This window comes from Streptomyces sp. NPDC023573 (genome assembly GCF_055559735.1).
The window spans coordinates 1290773-1315573 of sequence record NZ_JBVHKB010000001.1 but is presented as its reverse complement, the minus strand read 5'-3'; the positions used below and the strand labels follow the sequence as shown (position 1 = coordinate 1315573).

28 protein-coding genes, 1 tRNA gene, 1 pseudogene and 1 riboswitch are annotated in these 24801 nt (G+C 69.2%); of the genes and pseudogenes, 20 read left to right on the top strand and 10 right to left on the bottom strand.

Features of this window, described 5'->3' with window-relative positions:
• Positions 1-69: 69 nt before the first annotated feature.
• The 3 genes from ACZ32T_RS05935 (at position 70) to ACZ32T_RS05925 (ending at position 3236) form a co-directional block, all read left to right on the top strand.
• Positions 70-1608: an RDD family protein gene (locus ACZ32T_RS05935; protein ID WP_467365560.1), complete on the top strand. Its 1539-nt coding sequence runs from the start codon at positions 70-72 to the stop codon at positions 1606-1608.
• A gap of 50 nt (positions 1609-1658) precedes the next feature.
• Positions 1659-2465, top strand: a complete 807-nt coding sequence (locus ACZ32T_RS05930; protein WP_467365558.1) for a GNAT family N-acetyltransferase — start codon at positions 1659-1661, stop codon at positions 2463-2465.
• A gap of 111 nt (positions 2466-2576) precedes the next feature.
• The gene (locus tag ACZ32T_RS05925; protein WP_467365557.1) at positions 2577-3236 is read left to right on the top strand and encodes an RDD family protein; all 660 of its coding nucleotides are present in this window, start codon (positions 2577-2579) and stop codon (positions 3234-3236) included.
• Positions 3237-3241: 5 nt separating this feature from the next.
• Here the strand turns inward: ACZ32T_RS05925 and ACZ32T_RS05920 are convergent, their stop codons facing one another.
• Positions 3242-3532 (bottom strand): hypothetical protein, encoded by a 291-nt coding sequence (locus tag ACZ32T_RS05920; protein WP_467365555.1) that lies wholly within the window; start codon positions 3530-3532, stop codon positions 3242-3244.
• Between the two features lie 381 nt (positions 3533-3913).
• Here ACZ32T_RS05920 and ACZ32T_RS05915 point away from each other — a divergent pair, with 381 nt between their 5' ends.
• Both ACZ32T_RS05915 and ACZ32T_RS05910 read left to right on the top strand, forming a co-directional pair.
• Complete coding sequence (locus tag ACZ32T_RS05915; RefSeq protein WP_467263207.1) at positions 3914-6313, top strand: immune inhibitor A domain-containing protein; 2400 nt, start codon at positions 3914-3916, stop codon at positions 6311-6313.
• 122 nt (positions 6314-6435) lie between these two features.
• Complete coding sequence (locus tag ACZ32T_RS05910) at positions 6436-6780, top strand: hypothetical protein (RefSeq protein WP_467263204.1); 345 nt, start codon at positions 6436-6438, stop codon at positions 6778-6780.
• A gap of 31 nt (positions 6781-6811) precedes the next feature.
• Here the strand turns inward: ACZ32T_RS05910 and ACZ32T_RS05905 are convergent, their stop codons facing one another.
• Together ACZ32T_RS05905 and ACZ32T_RS05900 are read right to left on the bottom strand one after the other, a co-directional pair.
• Entirely contained in the window at positions 6812-7396 is a 585-nt protein-coding gene (locus tag ACZ32T_RS05905; RefSeq protein WP_467263202.1) for an isochorismatase family protein, read from the bottom strand.
• A 262-nt stretch (positions 7397-7658) separates the two neighbouring features.
• Complete coding sequence (locus ACZ32T_RS05900; RefSeq protein ID WP_467263200.1) at positions 7659-8987, bottom strand: nicotinate phosphoribosyltransferase; 1329 nt, start codon at positions 8985-8987, stop codon at positions 7659-7661.
• Between the two features lie 88 nt (positions 8988-9075).
• On the opposite strand from ACZ32T_RS05900, the gene clpS reads away from it, so the two are divergent.
• From clpS to ACZ32T_RS05865, 7 genes are all read left to right on the top strand, one after another.
• Positions 9076-9384, top strand: a complete 309-nt coding sequence (gene clpS / locus ACZ32T_RS05895; protein WP_031100168.1) for an ATP-dependent Clp protease adapter ClpS — start codon at positions 9076-9078, stop codon at positions 9382-9384.
• A 41-nt stretch (positions 9385-9425) separates the two neighbouring features.
• Positions 9426-10013: a DUF2017 domain-containing protein gene (locus ACZ32T_RS05890; protein WP_467263198.1), complete on the top strand. Its 588-nt coding sequence runs from the start codon at positions 9426-9428 to the stop codon at positions 10011-10013.
• A 311-nt stretch (positions 10014-10324) separates the two neighbouring features.
• The gene (locus tag ACZ32T_RS05885; RefSeq protein WP_467263196.1) at positions 10325-11755 is read left to right on the top strand and encodes an amino acid permease; all 1431 of its coding nucleotides are present in this window, start codon (positions 10325-10327) and stop codon (positions 11753-11755) included.
• Between the two features lie 112 nt (positions 11756-11867).
• Positions 11868-12302 (top strand): M67 family metallopeptidase, encoded by a 435-nt coding sequence (locus ACZ32T_RS05880; protein WP_467263194.1) that lies wholly within the window; start codon positions 11868-11870, stop codon positions 12300-12302.
• Between the two features lie 119 nt (positions 12303-12421).
• Positions 12422-12535: a putative leader peptide gene (locus ACZ32T_RS05875; RefSeq protein ID WP_467263192.1), complete on the top strand. Its 114-nt coding sequence runs from the start codon at positions 12422-12424 to the stop codon at positions 12533-12535.
• Between the two features lie 111 nt (positions 12536-12646).
• Positions 12647-12925, top strand: coding sequence for a MoaD family protein (locus ACZ32T_RS05870; protein WP_467263189.1), 279 nt, complete (start codon positions 12647-12649; stop codon positions 12923-12925).
• Positions 12925-13875 carry a PLP-dependent cysteine synthase family protein gene (locus ACZ32T_RS05865; RefSeq protein ID WP_358979423.1) on the top strand — a complete coding sequence of 317 codons (951 nt, stop codon included), beginning with the start codon at positions 12925-12927 and terminating at the stop codon, positions 13873-13875. Before ACZ32T_RS05870 ends, ACZ32T_RS05865 begins: the two co-directional genes overlap by 1 nt.
• Before the next feature lie 89 nt (positions 13876-13964).
• On the opposite strand, the gene ACZ32T_RS05860 is transcribed toward ACZ32T_RS05865, so the two are convergent.
• On the bottom strand, positions 13965-14459 hold the full coding sequence (locus ACZ32T_RS05860; protein ID WP_467263186.1) for a type II toxin-antitoxin system PemK/MazF family toxin: 495 nt from the start codon (positions 14457-14459) through the stop codon (positions 13965-13967).
• A gap of 172 nt (positions 14460-14631) precedes the next feature.
• Here ACZ32T_RS05860 and ACZ32T_RS05855 point away from each other — a divergent pair, with 172 nt between their 5' ends.
• Positions 14632-15384 carry an MBL fold metallo-hydrolase gene (locus ACZ32T_RS05855; RefSeq protein ID WP_467365552.1) on the top strand — a complete coding sequence of 251 codons (753 nt, stop codon included), beginning with the start codon at positions 14632-14634 and terminating at the stop codon, positions 15382-15384.
• Positions 15385-15465: 81 nt separating this feature from the next.
• On the opposite strand, the gene ACZ32T_RS05850 is transcribed toward ACZ32T_RS05855, so the two are convergent.
• Together ACZ32T_RS05850 and ACZ32T_RS05845 are read right to left on the bottom strand one after the other, a co-directional pair.
• Positions 15466-16731 carry a PTS transporter subunit EIIC gene (locus ACZ32T_RS05850; RefSeq protein WP_467263182.1) on the bottom strand — a complete coding sequence of 422 codons (1266 nt, stop codon included), beginning with the start codon at positions 16729-16731 and terminating at the stop codon, positions 15466-15468.
• Positions 16732-16986: 255 nt separating this feature from the next.
• Positions 16987-18246, bottom strand: coding sequence for a PTS transporter subunit EIIC (locus ACZ32T_RS05845; RefSeq protein ID WP_467365549.1), 1260 nt, complete (start codon positions 18244-18246; stop codon positions 16987-16989).
• Between the two features lie 182 nt (positions 18247-18428).
• Between ACZ32T_RS05845 and ACZ32T_RS05840 the strand changes: the two genes are divergently transcribed.
• The 4 genes from ACZ32T_RS05840 (at position 18429) to rdgB (ending at position 20670) form a co-directional block, all read left to right on the top strand.
• Positions 18429-18701: a PTS sugar transporter subunit IIB gene (locus tag ACZ32T_RS05840; protein ID WP_078468346.1), complete on the top strand. Its 273-nt coding sequence runs from the start codon at positions 18429-18431 to the stop codon at positions 18699-18701.
• Between the two features lie 118 nt (positions 18702-18819).
• Positions 18820-19557 carry a ribonuclease PH gene (rph, locus tag ACZ32T_RS05835; protein ID WP_467365547.1) on the top strand — a complete coding sequence of 246 codons (738 nt, stop codon included), beginning with the start codon at positions 18820-18822 and terminating at the stop codon, positions 19555-19557.
• Between the two features lie 102 nt (positions 19558-19659).
• The gene (locus ACZ32T_RS05830) at positions 19660-20046 is read left to right on the top strand and encodes a hypothetical protein (protein WP_467365545.1); all 387 of its coding nucleotides are present in this window, start codon (positions 19660-19662) and stop codon (positions 20044-20046) included.
• A gap of 21 nt (positions 20047-20067) precedes the next feature.
• Entirely contained in the window at positions 20068-20670 is a 603-nt protein-coding gene (gene rdgB, locus ACZ32T_RS05825) for an RdgB/HAM1 family non-canonical purine NTP pyrophosphatase (RefSeq protein WP_467365543.1), read from the top strand.
• Positions 20671-20726: 56 nt separating this feature from the next.
• Here rdgB and ACZ32T_RS05820 read toward each other — a convergent pair.
• From ACZ32T_RS05820 to bcp, 4 genes and pseudogenes are all read right to left on the bottom strand, one after another.
• Positions 20727-20810 (bottom strand) — tRNA-Leu (locus tag ACZ32T_RS05820).
• A gap of 10 nt (positions 20811-20820) precedes the next feature.
• Positions 20821-21177 (bottom strand): annotated as a pseudogene (locus ACZ32T_RS05815) (HNH endonuclease signature motif containing protein); the annotation flags it as partial.
• A 164-nt stretch (positions 21178-21341) separates the two neighbouring features.
• The gene (gene proP, locus ACZ32T_RS05810) at positions 21342-22838 is read right to left on the bottom strand and encodes a glycine betaine/L-proline transporter ProP (RefSeq protein WP_467263173.1); all 1497 of its coding nucleotides are present in this window, start codon (positions 22836-22838) and stop codon (positions 21342-21344) included.
• A gap of 129 nt (positions 22839-22967) precedes the next feature.
• Positions 22968-23435: a thioredoxin-dependent thiol peroxidase gene (bcp, locus tag ACZ32T_RS05805; RefSeq protein WP_467263171.1), complete on the bottom strand. Its 468-nt coding sequence runs from the start codon at positions 23433-23435 to the stop codon at positions 22968-22970.
• Between the two features lie 129 nt (positions 23436-23564).
• Between bcp and ACZ32T_RS05800 the strand changes: the two genes are divergently transcribed.
• From ACZ32T_RS05800 to ACZ32T_RS05790, 3 genes are all read left to right on the top strand, one after another.
• A complete protein-coding gene (locus tag ACZ32T_RS05800; RefSeq protein ID WP_467365541.1) occupies positions 23565-23912 on the top strand; it encodes a DUF3618 domain-containing protein in 348 nt (115 codons plus the stop codon).
• Positions 23913-23988: 76 nt separating this feature from the next.
• On the top strand, positions 23989-24324 hold the full coding sequence (locus tag ACZ32T_RS05795; RefSeq protein WP_467263413.1) for a GroES family chaperonin: 336 nt from the start codon (positions 23989-23991) through the stop codon (positions 24322-24324).
• 53 nt (positions 24325-24377) lie between these two features.
• A riboswitch (guanidine-III (ykkC-III) riboswitch) is annotated at positions 24378-24444 on the top strand.
• A gap of 36 nt (positions 24445-24480) precedes the next feature.
• On the top strand, positions 24481-24801 hold the full coding sequence (locus tag ACZ32T_RS05790; protein WP_384452507.1) for a DMT family transporter: 321 nt from the start codon (positions 24481-24483) through the stop codon (positions 24799-24801).

Sequence of the window (24801 nt, the reverse complement as noted above, 5' to 3'; positions counted from 1 at the left end):
TTGTATTGAGGTCGGCCACCCCCGACGGCCGGCCGGCCTGAGGCCTCGAAGAGATACGGGACCACGGTGATGAGCGCCCCAACCCCGGCACCCGGTGACGAAAGCCCCCGCGAGGGGTACTACCCCGACCCGTCCATTCCCGGATACGTCCGGTACTGGAACGGCGCTTCGTGGGTCCCCGGCACCAGCCGGCCCGCGCCCCAGCAGGGCGAGACGACTCCGGCGCCGTCCGCCCCGGCGGCCGACGCCGCCCCGCAGCGGCCGGTGGACGAGACCGGGCCGATGTACCTCGACGAGGCCGACGCCCCGGACGCGCCCGGCGGCGACGCCGGGGCAGGCCAGGACGAGGCCGACGACACCCCCGGCAGGCCCAGGCCGGCGACCGCCTGGCAGGCGGACACCTCCCGGCAGACCGGCTTCGGCGGTGAACGCGACCACCGCGTCTCCTGGGGCGGCCCGGACCCGCGTACGCCCGAGGCGCACACGCCCGGATCCAGGACGGGGACGCCGCCCGCCGCTCCCGCCCGTACGACCCCGCCGGACGCACCCGCCGACCCCCGTCAGCCCGGCACCCCGGACCCGACGCGCGGCGCCCTGCCCGGCATGCGGAACGGTGACGACGAGGTGGGCGACGGCACCGTCACCATCCGCGCCGACCGGCCCGGCAACGGCGACGCCGGCCGCCGCCCGCCGACCGACGGCACGGTCACGATCCGCGCGGTGGGATCCGGCGGCCGTCCCCCGAGACCGCGCGAGGAGGGCCCCGCCCCGGCCTCCGGCCCCGCCGACGGCACCATGACGATCCGCGCCGTGCCGCCCGGCTCCACCCAGCAGCCGCCCGCTCCCGCACCGGCGCCCACGCCGCCGCAGGCCCAGGCGCCGCTGAACACGCCCATGACCCCGGGACCCGGCGGGGGTTCAGCTTCCTGGGCGCAGCAGGTCCACCAGCTCGCCCAGCCCGAGCAGGCGGCCCGCCCGCAGCAGCCGCAGCACCAGCGGCAGAGCCCTCAGCAGCAGGGCCCGATGCCCGCGCAGCAGCTGGGCGCCGGGCCCGGGCAGCAGCCGGTCACGCCCTGGAAGCCTGTGGCGGAGGACCCCTTCCAGCAGCTCGTCCGGTCCCAGGCCTCGGCCAGGCCCGCCGGACTCGGCAAGCGGCTGGCCGCCAGGATCATCGACACGGTCGTCCTCGGCGTGTTCGTCGGCGCGGCCGGCTTCCCGCTGGTCACCCAGGCGACGGACCACATCGACCAGAAGATCGAAGCGGCGAAGCTCTCCGGAGAGACGGTCACCGTCTGGCTCCTGGACTCCACCACGGCCGTGCTGTTCGGAGGGGTGCTCGCCGCGTTCCTCGTCCTCGGCTTCGTCCTGGAGGCCCTGCCCACCGCCAAGTGGGGCCGCACGCTGGGCAAGAAGCTGTGCGGTCTCGAGGTGCGGGACATCGAGTCCCACGACGCCCCGTCCCTGGGCGCCGCCCTGCGCCGCTGGCTGGTGTACGGGGTGCTGGGCCTGGTCGTCGTCGGGGTGCTCAACGTGCTCTGGTGTCTGATCGACCGCCCGTGGCGCCAGTGCTGGCACGACAAGGCGGCCCGTACGTTCGTCGCGGGCTGAGAGAGCTCCGGTCCGCTTCACCCTTCGTTCTACGCCCCTCAGGAGTTCAGGTGGACGACCTCGCGGACGCCGTCGAGTCGATGGAGCAGCTCGTCGTGGGCTGGCGTGAGCTGGTGCTCGACCGGGACGCGGCCGCAGATGTACGCGACCTCCCGGGCATGGCCGTACGGTGGGCCGACTCCCGGTTCGCCTTCTGGAACTGCGTCACGCTGACCGACGTCGGTGCGGCCCCGACGCTGGTGCGGCAGCGGCTGAGCCAGGCGGCGGAGATCATGCGCGCCAAGGAGCGGCCGGGATTCCTGTGGGTCTTCGAGGACCTCCTGACCGGCGAGGCGCGCGAGGCACTCGGGGCGGCAGCCGGGGAGGCAGGCCTCGAACACGCCTTTCCCGGCACCGGTATGGCCGGAGACGTGCTGCCCCTTCCCGAGCCGGCGCCCCGCGGTCTGACGTTCGTACGGGTGAGCACCGACGAACACCTGCGGGCCTACGCCGACCTCAACTCCCAGGCCTACGGCTTCCCTCTGGAGGACGGCCGCGACGGCCTGGCCGGCTCCGTGCTGTGGAAGGAGCGGGCGCACGCCTACCTGGGCCTGCGGGACGGTGAGCCGGTGACGTGCGCCGCGACGGTGGAGGTGGCGGGCCGTCTCTTCGTCGTGCTCGTCGCCACGGCCCCGGCGTGGGAGCGCAACGGCTACGGCGAAGCGGTGACCCGCAAGGCGCTGTACGAAGGAGGGAGGGCCACCGGCCTGACCCGTGCGACGCTGCACGCGACCGCGGCCGGCGCGCCCGTCTACCCCCGCATCGGCTTCCGGCCGAACTCCCCGATGGCCTTCTACGCTCTGAAGAGCCCGGCCTGATCCCCACGGACGGCGGGCCGGAAGCGTCCCGTACGCCCGTGTGCTGACGCCCCGTCCCCCGAAGGGACCTCAGCCGTTGCGGGCCTTCGTGGGCCGGGGTGCACTGCCCCCATGAGTAACGAACCACCGCCTCCGCCGCCGCCCGAGGACGACCCCTTCTCGAAGCGGCCGCCGCAGGGGCCTCCGCCCCCGTCGAGCGGTTCGCCCTACGACAGCGGGCCGCCTCCGCCCCCGCCGCCGCGCGATCCGTACGGCGGCGGTGGCCCCTACGGTGGCGCGGATCCGCTGTCCGGCATGCCGCCGCTCGCCGAACCGGGCAAGCGGATCCTGGCGCGGTTGATCGACTTCCTCATCATCTCGATCCCGCTGTACCTGATCTCGCTGCCCTTCGGCGGTGCGGTCGACGTCTCGTCGGACGACGGCAACGACGACTTCGGGAACGCCATCGGCAACACCTACACCGGACATCAGCTGGTGTGGTCGCTGATCGGCCTCGTGGTCTACGTCGCGTACGACACGTACTTCACCCACAAGGACGGCCGGACGCCCGGCAAGCGGCTGCTGAAGATGCGCGTCGCGATGCTCAACGACGGATCGGTCCCCGACACGAGCTCCTCGCTGATGCGGGCCGTGGTGCTCTGGCTCCCCGCGCTGCTGTGCTGCCCGTGTCTCTGGTGGCTCATCAACATCGTGCTGATGTTCACGGACAAGCCCTACCGTCAGGCTCTGCAGGACAAGGCGGGCAAGACCGTGGTCGTCAGCACCGCCTAGGGCTCTCAGCGGTGCAGCGAGTGCTCCCCGATGTGCTCCCGCTGGGCGGCGGCGATCTCTATGTCCTCGATCGTGCGGTGTGTGCGGGCGGTGCCGGGCGGTGGCGTCGCCCGCCGGGCCGTCCTCGTGCGCGCGGGCAGGGCCATGGCCACCAGCAGGCCCAGGGCCAGCGCCACGGTGGAGACGGCGGCGACACCGAGGCCCGACTCCGTGCGGAACAGCAGCAGCAGGGCGAGGGCGGAGAAGACGACGGTGGCCGAACCGTAGAAGAACTGTGCGGCTGTCGGACGCGGCATGGCGGTATCCGTCCTCGGGGCGTCGGATAGGGAAGTCTCTCAACACGTTCGCACTGTCAATCGACTCTACGACGGTGGATGCCCGGGAGGAACGGGTAGTAAGCGTGACCTAACCCACGGTACCGGTGCACGGGGGGCGCACTGAGTCACACCGACGCCGGGACGGGCTTTCGACGCGCCGGTCGGCCGACCGGTCCGCCTGGAGGTGCGTCCGGATACCGGGAAGAGACTCCCGCATAGTGCACTTGGTATGTCCAAGTCAAGGTCTGTCTTTTCTCTCATAACTCCGATCGAATGTCGTCACTTGTGACGCGTTGAACGCGCGCGGCCCTGACATCACCCCCTGGCCGCGGACGCGAACGCCGGGGAGGACTGCATCAAGTGACCACTCAGAGACGGGCGCTACGCGCCACCGCTGTAGCCGTGTGCCTGGCCGCCACCGCGGCGACGGCATCCGCCTTCGCCACGGCGCAGGCGGACGACAGGACGTCAGGTTCCGGCGCTTCCCTCGTGGACCGCCGCGACCCCGCGCCGGCCAAGGCGCACGAGCACGACCTGGAAGGCCCCTTCAGCAAGGAGCAGGACGCACAGCGCCAGGCAGCGCTGGAGCAGGTCCTGTCCGGCGACAAGAAGGTGACCGCCAAGGGCGGTTCCAAGGTCGTCAAGCTCGGCAAGAGCAAGTACGTCGAGCTCGGCCGGGAGAAGACCGACAAGATCTTCACGATCCTCGTGGAGTTCGGCGACCAGGTCGACGACACCACGATGTTCGACCCGGACGGCGACGGCCCGAAGCCGCCCGTCAAGAAGTACGGCGGCACGCCCGGCCCGCTGCACAACGAGATAGCCGAGCCCGACCCGGCGAAGGACAACAGCACCGCCTGGCAGGCCGATTACGACCAGGCCCACTTCCAGGACCTCTACTTCGGTGAGGGCAAGGGCAAGGAATCGCTGAAGACGTACTACGAGAAGACGTCCTCCGGGCGCTACTCCGTCGACGGCGAGGTCTCCGACTGGGTCAAGGTCCCGTACAACGAAGCCCGTTACGGCTCCAACTACTGCGGCTCGACCAACTGCGCCAACGTCTGGGACACGGTCCGCGACGGCGTCAACGCCTGGGTGACCGACCAGAAGGCCAAGGGCCGCACCCTGGACGAGATCAAGGCCGACCTCGCGCAGTACGACGAGTGGGACCGTTACGACTTCGACGGTGACGGCGACTTCAACGAGCCCGACGGCTACATCGACCACTTCCAGCTGGTCCACGCCGGCGAGGACGAGTCCGCGGGCGGTGGCACCGAGGGCACCGACGCCATCTGGGCGCACCGCTGGTACGCGTACGGCACCAACGCCGGCGCGACGGGCCCCGAGGGCAACAAGGCCGGCGGCGCCGAGATCGGCGACACGGGCATCTGGGTCGGCGACTACACCGCGCAGCCCGAGAACGGCGGCCTGGGCGTCTTCGCCCACGAGTACGCCCACGACCTCGGCCTCCCGGACCTGTACGACACCTCCGGCGGCGGCGAGAACTCGGTCGGCTTCTGGTCCCTGATGTCGGCGGGCTCCTGGCTCGGCACCGGCAAGGGCGAGATAGGCGACCTCCCGGGCGACATGACCGCCTGGGACAAGCTCCAGCTCGGCTGGCTCGACTACGACACGGCGAAGGCCGCGACGAAGTCGACCCACAAGCTGGGGGTCTCGGAGTACAACACCAAGAACAAGCAGGCACTCGTCGTCGAGCTGCCCGAGAAGGCCGTCACCACCACGGTCACGAAGCCCGCCGAGGGCTCCAAGCAGTGGTGGAGCGACATGGGTGACGACCTGTCGAACACCCTGACCCGCCCGGTCGACCTGACCGGCAAGTCGTCCGCCACGCTGGACCTGTCCGGCTGGTACGACATCGAGGCCGACTACGACTACCTCTACACCGAGGTGTCCGAGAACGGCGGCACCAGCTGGACCGCGCTCGACGGCACGGCCGACGGCAAGGCCATCCCGCGCGACGCCAGTGACAAGCCGGCCCTGACGGACGTCTCCGGCGCGTACAAGAAGCTGTCGTTCCCGCTGGACGCCTACGCGGGCAAGAAGATCGACCTCCGCTTCCGCTACCAGACGGACGGCGGCGCGGGCGGCAAGGGCTTCGCGGCCGACGCCATCACGGTCACCGCCGACGGCTCCGCGCTGTTCACGGACGACGCCGAGGGCGACGACAACGGCTGGACGTCCAAGGGCTTCTCGCGGATCGGTGAGTCGTTCACCAACGACTACCCGCAGTACTACATCGCCGAGAACCGCCAGTACGTCTCGTACGACAAGACCCTCGAGGTCGGCCCGTACAACTTCGGCTTCTCGACCACCCGCCCGGACTGGGTCGAGCACTACGCGTACCAGAACGGTCTGATGGTGTGGCTCTGGGACACCTCCCAGAAGGACAACAACACCTCGGTCCACCCCGGACAGGGGCTGATCCTTCCGGTGGACTCGCACGCGAAGCCGCTGAAGTGGACGGACGGCACGCTCCTGCGCAACAAGATCCAGCCCTTCGACGCGCCGTTCAGCTGGTACCCGAACAAGGGCTTCACGCTGCACAACGCGGACGTACCGCTCAAGATCAAGCCGTCGCTGGGGGTCCCGGCCTTCGACGACCGCAAGGGCACCTACTGGTACGAGGAGAACCCGACCGGAAGTGTCAAGGTTACTGACACCAACACTCGGATCACCATCGTTAACGAGCCGCTCAGCGGCTCGACGATGACCGTGAAGGTCGGCCCCTCGGGCAAGTAGTCCGAAAAACACCTGGTCGAAGCGCGACCGGCCGTCGCCCCCTAGCGGGGCGGCGGCCGGTCGTGTTTAGGTGCGTCCTACCGATCCTTATTGACACGAAGTCTTACGGGGGAGCACGAAGCATGGCAGGCGGAGGTTTCTGCAGGTTGCCCAACGGCACTGTGGTGGTGGCACTGACCCTGAACAGCCCGGCCGGGGGGTCCGGGCCCGGAGAGCCCGTGCGGGTGCTGGTGCACGCGGCGAACCGGGCGCGCGCCCTGACCAGGCTGCGCAACCTCGGGCTGCGGGCCGTCTACCTCAGGGGCAACGCCCATCCGCCCACCCCGGACGAGATCACGGCGGTCCTGCACCACCCCGACGGGCTGCTGTGGCGCACGGCGCCGCAGACCGGCCAGGAGCTCTGGCACCCGATACGGGCGCTGCTGGGCGCCTCCGGCTACGCGGGACCGGCCCGCCCGGCGGCCTGAGCCACCGGCCGGCGCCCGGGGGCGGCCCGGGTCAGACGACCGGCTTGCCGGACAGCTCCACGCCTGCGGTACGCAGCTCGGCCAGGGCCCGCTCCGTGGTCCCCTCCGCGACACCGGCGGTGAGGTCCAGCAGCACGTGCGTGGCGAAGCCCTCGCGGGCCGCGTCCAGGGCGGTGGCCCGCACACAGTGGTCCGTGGCGATGCCGACGACGTCGACAGCGGTCACGGACCTGTCCCGCAGCCACTCGGCGAGCCCCGTGCCGTTCTCGTCGACGCCCTCGAAGCCGCTGTACGCCGCGGCGTACGCACCCTTGTCGAAGACGGTGTCGATCGCACCGGAGGCCACCGCGGGGGCGAAATTCGGGTGGAAGCCCACGCCCTCCGTGCCGGCGACGCAGTGGGGCGGCCAGGAGTGCTCGAAGTCGGGGGAGACGGAGAAGTGGTCACCCGGGTCGATGTGGTGGTCGCGGGTGGCCACCACATGGCTGTAGCCCGGCTGGGCCTCACCGATCAGGTCGGTGATGGCGGCGGCGACATCGGCGCCGCCCGCCACCGCGAGGCTGCCGCCCTCGCAGAAGTCGTTCTGAACGTCAACGACGATCAAGGCGCGATGCATGACGGTTGTCCTTCGGTGGGGTCGGTGAGGTCGCGGCGTTCTCGGCGGGTCCGGCGGGTTCCGCGGACCTGCGCGGTGGGGATGCCACCGAGCCTAGAGACTCGGCGCACCCTGCGGGAGGGGGCACACGCATCGGCTCTCCTTCCCCCGCGTGCCCGGCCGTGCGGGGCCGGTTCCGGAGGAACCCGGTCCGGCCCTGTCCGGGGGCCCTCCGGCGGCCGGGGGCGCACGCGCGGGCCGGTGTCACATGTACCCGGGGGCCTCACGCGTACTCCGTGGGCAGCACCGGCTCCCCCCGGGACAGCTGCATCGCCGACATCGGCAGCCCCGCCCGGGCCGCGATGTGGCGCTCCCGCGCCGTCTCCAGCGGCTCCCGGCCGATCACCTCACCGCCCCGGACCAGCTCCACCTGCATCTGCCGGTCCGCCAGCCCGGCCGGGACCTCTCCGGTGCCGATCACCTCGGCCTCGGCGACTCCCGTCCCGTCCAGCCTGCGTGCCGCCCACTTGCGGCCACCGCGCGAGGACTTCGCACCCAGCGACTTCTTCACCACCGGCAGCAGCGGATCGGCGGGGTCGGCCGACCGGGCGCGCGCCACCAGCTTGTAGACCATGGAGCACGTCGGGTGCCCGCTCCCGGTGACCAGCTGCGTGCCGACCCCGTAGGCGTCGACGGGCGCGGCGGCCAGCGAGGCGATGGCGTACTCGTCCAGGTCGGACGTCACCACGATCTTCGTCTCCGTGGCACCCAGCTCGTCCAGCTGCTGCCGCACCCGGTGCGCGACGAGCAGCAGGTCGCCCGAGTCGATCCGTACGGCCCCGAGCTCCGGGCCCGCGATCTCCACCGCCGTACGGACGGCCTCGGTCACGTCGTACGTGTCGACGAGCAGCGAGGTCCCCCGGCCCAGCGAGTCCACCTGTGCCTGGAAGGCGTCCCGCTCGCTGTCGTGCAGGAGCGTGAAGGCGTGCGCGCTCGTCCCGACGGTCGGGATGTTGTAGCGGAAGCCGGCCGCCAGGTCCGAGGTGGTGTGGAAGCCGCCGACGTACGCGGCACGGGCCGAGGCCACCGCCGACAGCTCGTGCGTGCGCCGCGCGCCCATCTCGATGAGCCGGCGGCCCTGCGCGGCGGCCGACATCCGGGACGCGGCGGCGGCGATCGCCGAGTCGTGGTTGAGGATCGACAGGATGACGGTCTCCAGCAGCACGCACTCCGCGAAGGAGCCCTCGACCCGCAGGAGCGGCGAGCCCGGGAAGTACACCTCGCCCTCCGGGTAGCCCCAGATGTCGCCGCTGAAGCGGTAGTCCGCCAGCCAGTCGACGGTGGGCCCGTCCACGATGCGCTGGTCGCGCAGGAAGGCGAGCATCTCGTCGTCGAAGTGGAAGTTCTCCACCGCGTCCAGCACCCGCCCGGTGCCCGCGACGACGCCGTAGCGCCGGCCCTCGGGCAGCCGGCGGGTGAAGGCCTCGAAGACGGAGCGCCGGTCCGCGGTGCCGGCCTTCAGTGCGGCCTGCACCATCGTGAGCTCGTACTGGTCGGTGAAGAGCGCGGTCGACGGCACACCGACCCGTCGCCCAAGGTCCGCTGAGTTCATACCGGCGATGCTACTCCCTATTCGTCAAACTGACGAGATGGGGGCGCCGTTTGTGCGTGAGGCCCTGTCTGGTGGCAGCATGGGGTAGGTGAGCGTTGCTGCCCCCGTAGAGATCGAACGTCCCGAATCGGCCGAGGAGACCTTCGCCGTCCCTGAGCCCGATGTCCCCTGGGTGACGCTGGTGCACAACGACCCGGTCAACCTCATGAGCTATGTGACGTATGTCTTCCAGGCCTACTTCGGCTACTCGAAGGACAAGGCGCACAAGCTGATGCTCGACGTCCACCAGAAGGGCCGCGCGGTCGTCTCCAGCGGCAGCCGCGAGGAGATGGAGCGCGACGTCCAGGCCATGCACGGCTACGGTCTCTGGGCCACGCTGACCCAGGACCGCAACTGACCCGACCGCTGCCCTCCGTCCGACCCACCATCGGAGAATTCATGGCCGGCCACTTCCAGGCCACCCCAGGCGGCGGCGCGTCCGTCGCGCTCGACGAGGTCGAGGTCGCCATCCTGCGCTCCCTCGCAGTCCAGCTGCTCGAACTGATCGGCCCGGGCGACCAGCCCGTCGAGGGCGAGGACCCGCTCGCCGCCCTCTTCGCCGAGGGGCCCAGCGAACCCCCGTCCGACCCCGCCCTGGCCCGGCTCTTCCCCGAGGCGTACGGCGACGAGGACAAGGAGCTGCGCGAGGCCTCCGCCGAGTTCCGCCGCTTCACCGAGAACGACCTGCGCACCCGCAAGCGCGAGGACGCCCTCGCCGTCGTACGGTCGCTCGACGCGCTCTCGCCCGTGGGGGACAGCGGCACGGTGCTCGCGCTCACCCCCGACGAGTGCCACCACTGGCTGGGCTCCCTCAACGACCTCCGGCTCACCATCGGCACCCGCCTTGAGGTCTCCGACGAGGACGAGGGGCAGGACGGATCGCTCTACCGGCTCCCCGACAGCGATCCGCGCAAGCCGATGGTGATGGCGTATCTCTGGCTCGGCGCACTGCAGGAAACCCTCGTCGAAACGCTGATGCCCGACTGATCCGGGCCGACCCGGCGGGTTCTCTCAACGGATGCTCAAATCCGAATAACGATCCTGTCACCCGGACAGCTCTTTTTGCAGCGGCTGGAAACCCTTGTCCGCTTTTTGATGTGGCGTACGCCACATAATGTCCGGTGGCCTCACCGGGTACCCGTGATAAATCTTCACGACCGCCCGGGGACGCCACCCCTGTCCCCGGGGGCGCTACAGGCCGGCCGAACGCCGGCGGCACTCCATCCATATCCGGGGGGATCAGGACCTGATCCGACGCCGCAGAAGGCGCGGATCGGCGTGGAGAAAGGCGCACCACCATGACATCGGCGCAGGTCGACAACGGACAGGCGGACGACCCGAAGGCCGGCGACGCCCCCGCGGGCGAGGGCTACCAGCGTGGGCTGGGGGCCCGCCAGATCCAGATGATCGCCATCGGCGGAGCCATCGGCACGGGACTCTTCCTCGGTGCGGGCAAAGCCATCGACAGAGCCGGTCCCAGCCTCATCCTGGCGTACGCCATCGCGGGCCTCGTCATCTTCTTCATCATGCGCGCCCTGGGCGAACTCCTCATGTACCGCCCGGTGTCGGGATCCTTCTCGGAGTACGCGCGCGAATTCCTCGGGCCCTTCTTCGGATTCGTCACCGGCTGGACGTACTGGCTCTTCTGGGTTGTCACCGGAATCACCGAAGTCACCGCCGCGGCCACCTATATGACGTACTGGTGGGATATCCCGCAATGGCTGTCCGCACTGGTGTTCACCGTCATTCTGTACGGCGCCAACCTGATCTCCGTGAAGCTCTTCGGCGAGCTCGAGTTCTGGTTCTCGATGGTCAAGGTGACCGCCATCCTCGGCATGATCCTCATCTGCGCCGGAGTGCTCACCATCGGCTTCTCCGACGCCGGTGACACCGCGACCGTCGCCAACCTGTGGAACGACGGCGGCTTCTTCCCCGAAGGCATCAGCGGCACGCTGATGACCCTCCAGATCGTGATGTTCGCGTTCCTCGCCGTCGAACTCGTGGGCGTCACCGCAGGCGAGTCCAAGGACCCGAAGACCGTCCTGCCCAAGGCCATCAACACCGTGCCGTGGCGCATCGCCGTCTTCTACGTCGGCGCGCTGATCATGATCCTCTCCGTGGTCCCCTGGAGCACCTTCGAGCCCGGCGTCTCACCGTTCGTCGCCGCGTTCGAGGAGATGGGCCTCGGCATCGGCGCCGCGATCGTCAACTTCGTCGTGCTCACCGCGGCGCTCTCCTCCTGCAACTCCGGCATGTACTCCACCGGGCGCATGCTGCGGGACCTCGCGCTCAACGGACAGGGACCCAAGGCCTTCACCAAGCTGACGAAGAACGGCCTCCCGCTGGTCGGCACCACGTTCTCCGCCGCGCTGATGCTCGTCGGCGTGTGGATCAACTACCAGTGGCCCGGCGACGCGTTCAACTACGTCGTCTCCTTCGCGACCATCTCCGGCATGTGGGCCTGGATCATGATCCTCATCTGCCAGATCCGCTTCCGCGCCAAGGCCGACCGGGGCGAACTGCCCCAGTCCACCTTCAAGGCACCCGGAGCGCCCTTCAGCAGCTGGTTCGCCCTCGCCTTCATCGGCCTCGTCATCATCATGATGGCCATCGACAAGGACGCCAGGATCTCGCTCTACTGCGCACCCGTGTGGGGCCTGCTCCTCGGCGTCTCCTACCTCGTGCTCAAGGCCCGCAACCCCGGCAACAAGGCCTTCGCCAAGCGCTGACCCGCGCCACGGCAGCCCCGGGACACCGGCCGCCCCAACGGTCCTGTCCGGCATCCGGGCCCTCGCGTACCACCCTTCGGTACGCGAGGGCCCGTCTGTCTATCCTGGCGCCATGCTGACCCTTACCCAGGCGCTCCACGACCAGATCGTCGCGCACGCCCGCGCGGACCACCCCGACGAAGCCTGCGGAGTCGTCGCCGGACCCGCCGGAGCGGGCCGCGCCGAACGCTTCATCCCCATGCTCAACGCCGCGCGCTCACCCACCTTCTACGAGTTCGACTCCACCGACCTGCTGAAGCTCTACCGCGAGATGGACGACCGCGACGAGGAGCCGGTGATCATCTACCACTCCCACACCGCGACCGAGGCCTACCCCTCCCGCACCGACGTCACCTACGCCAACGAGCCCGGCGCCCACTACGTGCTGGTCTCCACCGCGGACACCGACGACGCCGGCCCCTTCCAGTTCCGCTCGTACCGCATCGTGGACGGGGAGATCACCGAGGAAGAAGTCCAGGTCGTCGACGCCTATCCCGCCGAGGCGTGACCACCGGGGACGGCCCCGACAGCGCCGCCCTCCATCGAGAGTCCACATGGCGAACGCTCACCATCCACCATGTGGGATCACACTCCGGCCCCGGGGTGGGGAATCGATACGATGAGCGCATGGTTCCCCATGACGTGAGCGAAAAGGCCCCGGGCACACTGCTCGTCGCGCGGCTGCACGTCGACCTGTGCAGGCTCTCCAGCGCGATGTGTCCGGCTGTCGCCTGCCCGTGAACCGCACGGCCTGAGCCGCGGTCCGAGCGCAACCACGTACGCACCACCCCCGCGCGGGGGCGCGAACGCGCGCCCCACGCCACCTCCACGCTTTCGACAGGAGCCCACGCCATGGCCATCGAGGTCCGCATCCCGACCATCCTCCGCACCTACACCGACGGCGCCAAGGCCGTCGAAGGCAACGGGGAGACCATCGCCGACCTCCTCGCCGACCTGGAGACCCGCCACAACGGCATCCGTGAGCGCATCGTCGACGGCGACCAGCTGCGCCGCTTCGTGAACGTCTACCTCAACGACGAGGACGTCCGCTTCCTCGACGGCATCTCCACCAAGCTCGCCGACGGCGACAACGTCACCATCCTCCCGGCCGTCGCCGGCGGCATGCGCTGATGCGGTACGACTCCCCGCTGGCGGCCGTGGGCAACACACCCCTGGTCCGCCTCCCGCGGCTCTCCCCGTCCGAGGACGTCCGGATCTGGGCCAAGCTGGAGGACCGCAATCCCACCGGCTCGATCAAGGACCGCCCCGCGCTCCACATGGTCGAGCAGGCGGAGAAGGACGGCCGCCTGACACCCGGCTGCACGATCCTCGAACCCACCAGCGGCAACACCGGCATCTCGCTCGCCATGGCCGCCAGGCTCAAGGGCTACCGCATCGTCTGCGTCATGCCGGAGAACACCTCGCAGGAGCGGCGCGACCTGCTCACCATGTGGGGCGCGGAGATCATCTCGTCCCCCGCCGCGGGCGGCTCCAACACCGCCGTGCGCGTCGCCAAGGAGCTCTCCGCCGAGCACCCCGACTGGGTCATGCTCTACCAGTACGGCAACCCGGACAACGCCGGCGCCCACTACGCCACCACCGGTCCGGAGATCCTCACCGACCTGCCCTCCATCACCCACTTCGTGGCGGGCCTCGGTACCACCGGCACCCTCATGGGCGTCGGCCGCTACCTCCGGGAGAACAAGCCCGACGTCACCGTCGTCGCCGCCGAACCGCGCTACGACGACCTCGTCTACGGCCTGCGCAACCTCGACGAGGGCTTCGTCCCCGAGCTCTACGACGCCTCCGTCCTCACCACCCGCTTCTCCGTCGGCTCCGCCGACGCCGTCACCCGCACCCGCGAGCTCCTCCAGCAGGAGGGCATCTTCGCGGGCGTCTCCACCGGCGCCGCACTCCACGCCGCCATCGGCGTCGGCCGCAAGGCCGTCAAGGCGGGGGAGTCCGCGGACATCGTCTTCGTCGTCGCGGACGGCGGCTGGAAATACTTGTCGACCGGCGTCTACACCGCCCCCACGACGGAAGCCGCCATCGAGACCCTGCACGGCCAGCTCTGGGCCTGACAGGCCATCGAGCCGCCTGCCACCGGCGGCCGCGCACCCCCAGGAGGCGCGGGACGGGAGCGAAACCCCGGCCCGCGCCTCCCGCACGCTCACCCCAGCCCGCGCACCCGCCCCCACACCTCGCCGTCCAGCTCACCCGCCTTCCGGCGGAACCCCGACACCGCCACATCCCGCAGCTCGTCCGTCTCCAGGTAGCTGCGCCGGCCTCGCGCGTCCCCCACCGCACCAGGCGGCAGAGCGATCACACCCGGCCGCTCCTCGTGATGCCTGCTGGTGATCTTGGCGACGACCGCCGTGCCGCTTCGCACCGACAGCACCAGACACGGCCGGTCCTTGGACCCGGGCCCGTCCTCGAACGGCACATCCGCCCACCAGATCTCCCCCGGTCGGGGCACCCCGTGCGGGCGCCCCTTCTTCCGCTCGGGAGCCCGCTGCGGAGCCCGCCCCGGAGCCCGCCCCGGAGGCCGCGTCCGCCCACCCGGCCGCCGCGGACCCCGCCCGCCCCGGTGCCGCGCGTCGGACACCGTCGCCACCAGCGCCAACAGGACAACAACGACCAGCGCCACCCACCACCACGAGTTCATATCCCGACCGTACCGGCGCCCGCCGACACCCCGCCTTCCATCGAACCGGTGACAGCACAGGTGAGTTCCCCCACAACGGCAGGCCGTGGAGGAGCGACCAGCTCTTTCGCGCCTTACGCTCGACGGACCGCACGAACCCTCCCCGTTCCCAGGCCTCGGAGGTTCACGCTCCATGAAGCTCACCGTCGTCGGCTGCTCCGGCTCGTTCCCCTCCGCGGGTTCGGCATGCTCGAGCTACCTCGTAGAGGCCGACGGCTTCCGGCTGCTCCTCGACATGGGCAACGGCGCCCTGGGCGAGCTGCAGCGCCACGTAGGTCTCTACGACCTCGACGCCATCTTCCTCAGCCACCTCCATGCCGATCACTGCATCGACATGTGCGCGTACTTCGTCGTCCGCTACTACCGCTTCGACGGCGGACGCCCCGCCGCGATCCCCGTGTACGGACCCGACGGCACCGAGCAGCGGCTCACCACGGCCCACGCCGACACCCCGTCCGACCACGCGATGAGCGAGGTCTTCGACTTCCACACGCTGAAGTCCGGATCCTTCGAGATCGGCCCCTTCTCGGTCCGCACGGAGAAGCTCCGCCACCCCGTCGACACCTTCGGCATCAGGGTCGAGCACAACGGGCGCTCACTCACCTACTCCGGCGACACCGGCACCTGCGAGGCGCTCGCCGAACTCGCCGAGGGCTCCGATCTGTTCCTCTGTGAAGCATCGTTCATCCATGGCAAGGAGGACATCCCGGACCTCCACCTCAACGGCCGCGAAGCAGGCGAATACGCCGCCCGCGCCGGAGTGGGACGCCTCGTCCTCACCCACATCCCGCCGTGGACGGACGCCGAACGCAACCTCGCCGACGCACGCGAGGTCTACGACGGCCCGGTCGAGCTGGCGGTCCCGGGCGCGGTGTACGAGGTCTAGGGCGCCACGGCCCACGCGGAAGCCCCACCCTCCCGCGCGGGAGAGTGGGGCTTCCGCGCGACGTACGGAGGCCGACCGGACTTACTTGGCCTCGGCCTTCTGGAGCTCGGCGAGCTCCTCGTCGGACTCGCGGCCCGGAGTCGGCAGGTTGAACTTCGTGATCGCGAAGCGGAAGACCACGTAGTAGACGACCGCGAAGCAGAGGCCGACCAGGACCAGCAGCCAGGGCTTCGTCGCGATACCCAGGTTGAGGAAGAAGTCGACCGCACCGGCCGAGAAGCCGAAGCCGTCCTTCATCCCCAGCCCCCACGTGAGGGCCATCGAGACACCGGTCAGCACCGCGTGGATCGCGTACAGCACCGGCGCGATGAACATGAACGTGAACTCGATCGGCTCGGTGACACCCGTCACGAACGCGGTCGCGGCGAGCGAGAACATCATGCCGCCGACGACCTTGCGGCGCTCCGGACGGGCGCAGTGGACGATCGCGAGACAGGCCGCCGGAAGGGCGAACATCATGATCGGGAAGAAGCCGGTCATGAACTGCCCGGCGGTCGGGTCACCGGCCAGGAAGCGGTTGATGTCGCCGCTCTTGCCCTCGAACGAACCGGCCTGGAACCACGGGAACGAGTTCAGCAGGTGGTGCATGCCGACGGGGATCAGCGCACGGTTGGCGACACCGAAGATGCCCGCTCCGACCGCGCCCGAACCGACCAGCCACTCACCGAAGTTGTGCAGGCCGGTGCCGAGCACCGGCCAGATGTAACCGAAGACGATACCGATCAGCAGACCCGCGAACGCGGAGAGGATCGGGACCAGACGGCGGCCGCCGAAGAAGCCGGCCCACGCGGGCAGCTTCGTCCGGTAGAAGCGCTGGTAGAGCAGGGCGACGACTATGCCCATCACGACACCGCCGAGCACGCCGGCGTTGACCGGAGCCTCGTTCATGACGATCTTGCCGTCCACCACGCTCGCGACCTTGGGCAGGTTGCTGTCGGTGAACGTGGCGAGGACGTTCTTGAAGACCAGGTAGCCGGTGACCGCCGCGAGGGCGGTGGAACCGTCCGACTTCTTGGCGAAGCCGATCGCGATGCCGACGGCGAAGAGCAGCGCCATGTTGTCGAGGATCGCGTTGCCGCCCGCCGCCATGAATCCGGCGATCTTGACGATGAAGTCCGGGAACGAGTCCCGGCCGAGCATGTCCGGGTTACCGAGACGGACCAGGAGCGCGCCCGCGGGCAGCACGGCGACCGGCAGCATGAGGCTGCGGCCGATGCGCTGCATGACGGCCATGACGCCCGCGCCCTTCTTCTTCTCGGGTGCCGGCGCAGCGGTATCCGTGCTCATCAACTTCCTCCATGGGGCAAGGTGCCGCCCATGTCATTGATCGAAGGGAGGCGGCGACTCGAAGAACGCGGCGGCAAAACGGCCGCGTGGTCTGGACCACTCAGTGGTGTAGACCAGTTTTAGCACGGTGAGGGTTAGATAAGGAACCTGCAATTCCCTCACGATTGCCGCGTAGTTCCACCGCCACCCTGGGTGACACGGCGAAGGCCCCCGGACCGTCAGGTCCGGGGGCCGCGCGAAGGACTGGGAAGGCCTCTACTTCGTGAGGTCGTCCTCGATCTTCTCCTCCTCCTCCAAGGGCTCGCGCCCCGGGGTCTGGAGGTTGAACTTGGTGATCGCGAACCGGAAGATCACATAGTAGATCACCGCGAAACAGAGCCCGATCGGGATGATCAGCCACGGTTTCGTATCCAGATGCCAGTTGACGACGTAGTCGATCAGCCCGGCCGAGAAGCTGAACCCGGCATGCACGCCCAGCGCCCAGGTCACCCCCATCGACAGGCCGGTCAGCACCGCGTGCACCCCGTACAGCAGCGGCGCGACGAACATGAACGAGAACTCCAGCGGCTCCGTCACCCCCGTCACGAAGGACGTCAGCGCCACGGACACCATCAGGCCCGTCACCTCCTTGCGCCGCTCCGGCCGCGCCGTGTGCGCGATGGCGAGGGCCGCGGCGGGCAGGCCGAACATCATGATCGGGAAGAACCCCGACGTGAACTGCCCCGCCGTCGGGTCCTCCGCGAAGAACCGGGAGATGTCACCCTGCACGGTCTTGCCGTCGGCCCCCGTGAACTCACCCGCCTGGAACCAGAAGAACGTGTTCAGGAACTGGTGCATCCCGATCGGGATCAGCAGCCGGTTCGCGAAGCCGAAGATGGCCGCACCCCACGCGCCGAGGTCGATCAGCTGCTTGGAGAACCACGTCAGCGCGTCACCGACGGGCTGCCACAACAGGCCGAACAGCACGCCCAGGATCACGCAGAGGAACGCCATCAGGATCGGCACCAGGCGGCGCCCGTTGAAGAAGCCCAGCCAGTCGACCAGCTTCGTGCGGTGGTAGCGCTGCCACACCACCGCGGTGAGCAGGCCGATGAGAATGCCGCCCAGGACGCCCGGGTTCTGGGGCTCGCCGTCAGGGAGGGCCTCCGTCACGGACCCGTCCACGGGGAACGCCGCCAGCACCCCCCGGTAGACGAGGAAGCCGACGACGGCCGCCAGCGCCGTCGAACCGTCCGCCTTCTTCGCGAAGCCGATCGCGACGCCGATGCAGAACAGCAGGGGGAGCCCGAAGGTGCCGTCCAGGATGGCGTTTCCGCCGCTGAGCAGGACCTTGGACGTCTTGTTCCAGAAGGCGCCGTCCAGATACGAGTCGAAGAGGTTGCCGAGGCTGACGAGCAGGCCCGCAGCGGGCAGTACGGCAACCGGCAGCTGCAGGCTACGGCCGACCTTCTGCAGTCCCTGGACCGGCCCGTTCCACCACTTCCGCTGCGATGCTGCCGCCGCGTTCGCACTCATCGGCATCCTCCCGGAACACACCTGGTTCGGCGGTCGTTGCAAACTGGTGTAGACCAGTTGCGATACGGTGCGGAGCCCCGCCGGAAGGCAGGGCGCCGGTGATCGTCATCATTGGGGACTGCGCGGTTACCCGCCCGTGAAGTTGGGCCAACCGTGCGTTACCGTGACGAAACGGACCCACGGTGGGCCGCCCCACGCACGTACAGACCAGGGAGAAGGACATGGCCAGCAAGGCTGAGAAGATCGTCGCCGGGCTCGGCGGCATCGAGAACATCGACGAGATCGAAGGCTGCATCACCCGCCTCCGCACCGAGGTCCACGACCCCAGCAAGGTCGACGAAGCCGCGCTCAAGGCCGCCGGAGCACACGGTGTCGTCAAGATGGGCACCGCGATCCAGGTCGTCATCGGCACCGACGCCGACCCCATCGCCGCCGACATCGAAGACATGATGTGACCGGCTGACCCACCCAGGTCCGCACCCAGGCCCCGCTCCACCCGCCCCGACCGGCCCGGAGCGGGGCCTGCGATGCACCCGAACGGACCCGGCCGCCCCAGCCGATAGGCTCGACGCCATGTCTCGTATCGACGGCCGCACCCCCGAACAGCTCCGCCCCGTCACCATCGAACGCGGATGGAGCAAGCACGCCGAAGGCTCCGTACTCATCTCCTTCGGTGACACCAAGGTCTTCTGCACCGCCTCCGTCACCGAAGGCGTCCCGCGCTGGCGCAAGGGCAGCGGCGAAGGCTGGGTCACCGCCGAGTACTCCATGCTGCCCCGCTCCACCAACACCCGCGGCGACCGCGAGTCCGTACGCGGCAAGATCGGCGGGCGCACCCACGAGATCAGCCGGCTCATCGGCCGCTCCCTGCGCGCCGTGATCGACTACAAGGCCCTCGGCGAGAACACCATCGTCCTGGACTGCGACGTCCTCCAGGCCGACGGCGGAACCCGCACCGCCGCCATCACAGGCGCCTACGTCGCCCTCGCCGACGCCATCGCCTGGGCCCAGGGCAAGAAGATCATCAAGCACGGCCGCAAGCCCCTCACCGGCACCGTCGCCGCGATCAGCGTCGGCATCGTCGACGGCACCCCCCTCCTCGACCTCTGCTACGAGGAGGACGTCCGCGCCGACACCGACATGAACGTCGTCTGCACCGGCGACGGCCGCTTCGTCGAGGTCCAGGGCACCGCCGAGGCCGAACCCTTCGACCGCGCCGAGCTCAACACACTCCTCGATCTCGCCACCGCCGGCTGCACCGACCTCGCCAAGCTCCAGGAAGAGGCACTCGCCCGCACTCTCGGCGAGTAAAGAAGCAACCAAATACGCAGCACAGAGCGTCGTACCGGATACGGGCGCACGGGTCGAACCGTGCGCCCGTCCACGTATCCACCCCCGGGGAGGGACCGCGCCATGGCCTCGCGCCGCCACCGCACCGCACTCGTCGTCACGACCACCCTGCTCACCCTCACCGCCGCCGTCGGCTGCGGAGCCGTCGACAAGGCCCTGGACTGCGTCCGCACCGCCGACGCCATCGCCACCAGCGTCGACAACCTCCAGCAGGCGATATCCAGCGCCTCCGACGACCCGACGCAGGCCTCGGAAGCCCTGGACCAGATCGACAAGGAGCTCAAGGACCTCGGCGACACCACGGACAACGCCGACCTGAGCAAGGCCGTCGACGACCTCCAGGCCGGAGTCACCAACGTCCGCGACTCCCTCGACAAGGGCGACGCCACACCCGACATCACCCCGGTCACCGACGCGGCCACGGAGATCGGCAAGGTCTGCACGCCCTGACCGGGCGGCGATAATCGACGCATGACGCGCCTGATCCTCGCCACCCGCAACGCCGGGAAAATCACCGAACTCCACGCGATCCTCGCCGACGCGGGCCTCACCCACGACCTCGTCGGCGCGGACGCGTACCCCGACATCCCCGACGTCAAGGAAACCGGCGTCACCTTCGCCGAGAACGCCCTCCTCAAGGCCCACGCCCTGGCCCAGGCCACCGGCCACCCCGCCATCGCCGACGACAGCGGCCTCTGCGTCGACGTGCTCGGCGGAGCCCCCGGCATCTTCTCGGCCCGCTGGTCCGGCGCCCACGGCAACGACGCGGCCAACCTGGACCTGCTCCTCGCCCAGCTCGGCGACATCTCCGACCCGCACCGCGGGGCCTACTTCGCCTGCGCGGCGGCCCTGGCCCTGCCCGACGGCACGGAACGCGTGGTCGAGGGCCGCCTCGAAGGCACGCTGCGCCACGCCCCGGCCGGCGGCTACGGCTTCGGTTACGACCCGATCCTCCAGCCGGACGGCGAGAGCAGGACCTGCGCGGAGCTCACCCCGGAGGAGAAGAACGCGATCAGCCACCGCGGCAAGGCGTTCCGTGCGCTGGTGCCGGTGGTGCGGGAGCTGGTGGGCTGACCAGAGCGGCAAAAACGGCCTGCGCATCGAACCTTCGATACGCAGGCCGTCCAGAGTGCGGCGGAAGGGATTCGAACCCTCAAGCCGTTTCACGGGCCACAGATCCTAAGTCTGCTGTGTCGCCATTGCACCACCGCCGCTAGCCGCCTGTCATCGTACCGGGCGGGCTGTCGAGGTGGTAAGCGAGTCTCGAGGGCGCGCTGTTCGGCGTGTGCCCCCTCGGCACCACGTGCTGGTGATGGCGTGGCAGTTCGGGCACAGGAGTTGAAGATTCTCAGCCCGGTCATCGCTCCAGTCGCCGTTGATGTGGTCGATTTCCGGAGTGATCGGGTATCCACGCCACACCGGATCAATTCCACACTCGCCGCATTGCTCGGGCACTCCGACCTCGGACAGGGCTCGACGCAGCAGCGCGGTCTTCGTGCGGCGCCTGCCGTCGTGCTTCACCAGCAGATCCTCAGGGCGTCGGGTGGGCGTCAGGACGAGGCCGCCTCTGCGAGGCGCTCTCGGGTGTACGGGCTGGCAGGCATATCCCCCTCCGCATCCGGCCGCGCGTTCGCAGCCTCGTACGGAGCAAGGAACCGCTCATCGGATGGTCACGTCCGTAATGCGACGATATGCGGAAGGGCCCGTACCGCATGTGGCGGTACGGGCCCTTCACGCAGGGTGTGTCAGAACTTCGGGTCCGGGCTCTGGGAGTGGACCAGTTCGGCCGCTTCCTCTTCCGTCTCCACCGAGGGCGGGGAGCCGGCCAGGGGCTGGTTGGCGGTCTCCTTCATGCAGGCCACCGCGATCACGCCGATCAGGGCCGCCGCCATCGCGTAGTACGCCGGCATCAGGTTCGAGCCGCTCCAGCTGATCAGGGCGGTGATCACCAGCGGGGTCGTACCGCCGAAGATCGAGGCCGAGAGGTTGTAGCCGACCGACAGGGAGCCGTAGCGCACGTTGGTCGGGAACAGCGCAGGGAGCGCGGCGGACATCGTGCCCAGCATGCAGACCAGGGAGAGGCCCAGCATCAGCATGCCGATGATGATGGCCGGGATGCTGCCCTGGCGGATCAGCAGGAACGCCGGCAGTGACAGGAACAGGAAGCCGAGCATTCCGGCCATCAGCAGCGGCTTGCGGCCGAAGCGGTCCGAGAGCTTGCCGAACTGGCTGATGATCAGCATCAGGAAGACCATGACGGCGAGCAGGATGAGCAGGCCGTGCGTCTCGCTGTAGCCGAGCTCGTCCGAGAGGTACGTCGGCATGTACGACAGCAGCATGTAGTCGGTGATGTTGTACGCGCCGACCAGGGCGATGCAGAGGATCAGCGTCGGCCAGTACTGGCGGAAGATCTTGGCGAGGTCGCCCTTGGCGGTGGACTCGACGTGGTCCGCGGCCTCCGTGGCGTGGGCGGTGCCGCCCTCCAGCTTCTGGAAGGCGGGCGTCTCGTCCAGGCGGAGTCGCAGGTAGAGGCCTACGAGGCCGAGGGGACCGGCGACGAGGAACGGGATGCGCCAGCCCCAGGACTCCATCTGGCCGGTGTCCAGGAGGGCGTACAGGAGGGTGACGAGCCCTGCGGCGCCGACGTAGCCGGCCAGGGTGCCGAATTCGAGGAAGCTGCCGAAGAAGCCGCGGCGCTTGTCGGGGGCGTACTCGGCGATGAAGGTCGAGGCGCCGCCGTACTCGCCGCCGGTGGAGAAGCCCTGAAGCATCCGGAAGAAGATCAGGAGGACCGCGGCCCAGACGCCGATGGTGCCGTGGGAGGGGATGAGGCCGATCGCGAAGGTGCCGATCGCCATGAGGATCATGGTGAGGGCCAGGACCTTCTTCCGGCCGATCTTGTCACCCATGGGGCCGAAGAACATGCCGCCGAGGGGCCGGACGAGGAAGGCCACGGCGAAGGTCGCGAACGACGAGAGGAGCTGGGTGGTGTCGTTCCCTGAAGGGAAGAAGACATGCCCGATGGTGACGGCCAGGTAGGAGTAGATGCCGAAGTCGAACCACTCCATGGCGTTACCGAGCGACGCCGCCTTCACCGCGCGCTTGACCGCCTGGTCGTCGGTGATGGTGATGTCGGTCCGACGGAGCCGGGGGTTCTGGCGCTTCCGGATGGCCCGGAAGAGCGCTGGGTGGCGTTTGACCGCATCAGGGTCGGCCGCCTGGTGGGGGTCGGAGGCCGCCATGGCCGGTTCCTTTCGTCGAACGGTGTTCCAGGAAAGGCTTCTGCGCAGTCATGGCGGTTGCAAACCGAATCAACGGATGATTGCGAGCTCGCTCACACCTTTTTCGGTCGAGATCCCCACGAACCGGGGTCAGATTCCGAGATCCTTGATGATCTTGGCGACGTGGCCGGTCGCCTTGACGTTGTAGAGGGCCTTCTCCACCTTGCCCTCCTCGTCGACCACAATCGTGGAGCGGATCACGCCTGTCACCACTTTGCCGTAGAGCTTCTTCTCGCCGAACGCGCCGTAGGCCGTCAGGGTCTCCTTGGAGGGGTCGCCGACCAGTGTGACCTTGAGGTTCTCCTGCTCGCGGAACTTGGCGAGCTTCTCCGGCTTGTCCGGCGACACGCCGATGACGTCGTAGCCGGCTCCGGCGAGGACGTCCAGGTTGTCCGTGAAGTCGCAGGCCTGCTTGGTGCAGCCGGGGGTAAGCGCCGCGGGGTAGAAGTAGACGATGACCTTGCGGCCCTTGTGGTCCGCGAGCGAGATCTCGTTTCCGTCGGCGTCCGGAAGGGTGAAGGCGGGGGCGGTGTCGCCGGTCTGGAGTCGCTCGCTCATGTTTCTCCTCGAGTGGCACGTGTGCTGTGTGGCACCGAGCGTAATAGGGGGTGCCGCCGGGTGTAGGGGCGCCCGAGCTGACAGACTGTCGATGAAGGTTTACCCGACGACGACCACGGAGGCGGCGCAGTGTCGGATACCAGGACCCCTGCGCAGATCGAGGCGGACATCATCAGCAGGCGTGAGCAGCTTGCGGTGGTGCTGGACGAGATCGGGGTGCGGGTGCACCCGAAGACGATGATGGGTGACGCGAAGGCCAAGGTCGCGTCGACGGTGGACCGGACGGCCGGGCGTGCGTTCGTCGCCGTGAACCGTTCGGTTTCGGACGTGAAGGCGCAGTTCGTGGCGGAGGACGGTTCGCCGCGGCTGGAGCGGGTGATTCCGGCGGCGCTGGTGGTGGCCGGGGCGGCCGTGTTGCTGACGGTGTCCTCGCGGTCCTCGCGGTCTTCGCGGGGCGTGCGCCGCAGGAGGCGCTGAAAGCGGTCCCGGTGCGGCCCTGGGGCGTGCGGAGGGGTTCGGGGCAGGTAGGTTTCGGGGCGTGAGCGACAACGGCATGAGCAACACCGACGACAAGCTGCCGATCCGGATGCTGCACGACCGTGTGCTGGTGCGGTCGGATACGCCCGAGGGCGAGCGGCGGTCGGGCGGCGGCATTCTGATTCCTGCGACGGCTGCGGTCGGTCGGCGTCTGGCGTGGGCCGAGGTGGTCGCTGTCGGCCAGAACGTGCGGACCGTGGAGCCGGGTGACCGGGTGCTGTACGACCCGGAGGACCGTGCCGAGGTCGAGGTGCGGGGTGTGGGCTACGTGCTGATGCGGGAGCGGGATCTGCACGCGGTGGCCGCGGACCGGTTCGAGGGTTCGGTGGATTCGACCGGGCTGTATCTGTAGGCGGGTGTGGGGTGAGTGGGCCTGGTGACCGTTGTCACCAGGCCTTTCTGCTGTTTTTTGCTAGGCTGGAGTGATCCCGACGAGACGCGCCGTACCGGGTTTCCGCAAAGACGACGCACCCGTGTTGTTCGCGTGTTTCGTCGTGGAGGTTCTGTCGTGGCGTGGGTTCTGTTGATCGTGGCCGGTCTGCTGGAAGTGGGCTGGTCGATCGGGATGAAGTACACCGAGGGGTTCACCCGGCTGTGGCCCAGTGTGTTCACGGGCGTGGGGATCGTGGCCAGCATGATGCTGCTGTCGCAGGCGGCGAAGACGCTGCCGATCGGTACGGCGTACGGCGTGTGGGTGGGGATCGGTGCGGCCGGTGCGGCGGTGCTGGGCATGGTGGTGCTGAATGAGCCGGTGACGGCCGCCCGAATCTTCTTCGTCTGTCTGCTGCTGGTGGCTGTGGTGGGCCTGAAGGCGACGTCCGGGCACTGA

Coding starts and splice junctions, on each gene's coding strand:
- ACZ32T_RS05885 (WP_467263196.1), top strand. CDS start 10,325: ATGACATCGGCGCAGGTCGACAACGGACAGGCGGACGACCCGAAGGCC.
- ACZ32T_RS05890 (WP_467263198.1), top strand. CDS start 9,426: ATGGCCGGCCACTTCCAGGCCACCCCAGGCGGCGGCGCGTCCGTCGCG.
- ACZ32T_RS05860 (WP_467263186.1), bottom strand. CDS start 14,459: ATGAACTCGTGGTGGTGGGTGGCGCTGGTCGTTGTTGTCCTGTTGGCG.
- ACZ32T_RS05875 (WP_467263192.1), top strand. CDS start 12,422: ATGGTTCCCCATGACGTGAGCGAAAAGGCCCCGGGCACACTGCTCGTC.
- rdgB (WP_467365543.1), top strand. CDS start 20,068: ATGACGCGCCTGATCCTCGCCACCCGCAACGCCGGGAAAATCACCGAA.
- rph (WP_467365547.1), top strand. CDS start 18,820: ATGTCTCGTATCGACGGCCGCACCCCCGAACAGCTCCGCCCCGTCACC.
- ACZ32T_RS05920 (WP_467365555.1), bottom strand. CDS start 3,532: ATGCCGCGTCCGACAGCCGCACAGTTCTTCTACGGTTCGGCCACCGTC.
- ACZ32T_RS05905 (WP_467263202.1), bottom strand. CDS start 7,396: ATGCATCGCGCCTTGATCGTCGTTGACGTTCAGAACGACTTCTGCGAG.
- ACZ32T_RS05910 (WP_467263204.1), top strand. CDS start 6,436: ATGGCAGGCGGAGGTTTCTGCAGGTTGCCCAACGGCACTGTGGTGGTG.
- ACZ32T_RS05845 (WP_467365549.1), bottom strand. CDS start 18,246: ATGAGTGCGAACGCGGCGGCAGCATCGCAGCGGAAGTGGTGGAACGGG.
- ACZ32T_RS05850 (WP_467263182.1), bottom strand. CDS start 16,731: ATGAGCACGGATACCGCTGCGCCGGCACCCGAGAAGAAGAAGGGCGCG.
- proP (WP_467263173.1), bottom strand. CDS start 22,838: ATGGCGGCCTCCGACCCCCACCAGGCGGCCGACCCTGATGCGGTCAAA.
- ACZ32T_RS05880 (WP_467263194.1), top strand. CDS start 11,868: ATGCTGACCCTTACCCAGGCGCTCCACGACCAGATCGTCGCGCACGCC.
- ACZ32T_RS05795 (WP_467263413.1), top strand. CDS start 23,989: ATGAGCAACACCGACGACAAGCTGCCGATCCGGATGCTGCACGACCGT.
- ACZ32T_RS05870 (WP_467263189.1), top strand. CDS start 12,647: ATGGCCATCGAGGTCCGCATCCCGACCATCCTCCGCACCTACACCGAC.
- ACZ32T_RS05900 (WP_467263200.1), bottom strand. CDS start 8,987: ATGAACTCAGCGGACCTTGGGCGACGGGTCGGTGTGCCGTCGACCGCG.
- ACZ32T_RS05830 (WP_467365545.1), top strand. CDS start 19,660: ATGGCCTCGCGCCGCCACCGCACCGCACTCGTCGTCACGACCACCCTG.
- ACZ32T_RS05925 (WP_467365557.1), top strand. CDS start 2,577: ATGAGTAACGAACCACCGCCTCCGCCGCCGCCCGAGGACGACCCCTTC.
- ACZ32T_RS05855 (WP_467365552.1), top strand. CDS start 14,632: ATGAAGCTCACCGTCGTCGGCTGCTCCGGCTCGTTCCCCTCCGCGGGT.
- ACZ32T_RS05865 (WP_358979423.1), top strand. CDS start 12,925: ATGCGGTACGACTCCCCGCTGGCGGCCGTGGGCAACACACCCCTGGTC.
- bcp (WP_467263171.1), bottom strand. CDS start 23,435: ATGAGCGAGCGACTCCAGACCGGCGACACCGCCCCCGCCTTCACCCTT.
- ACZ32T_RS05935 (WP_467365560.1), top strand. CDS start 70: ATGAGCGCCCCAACCCCGGCACCCGGTGACGAAAGCCCCCGCGAGGGG.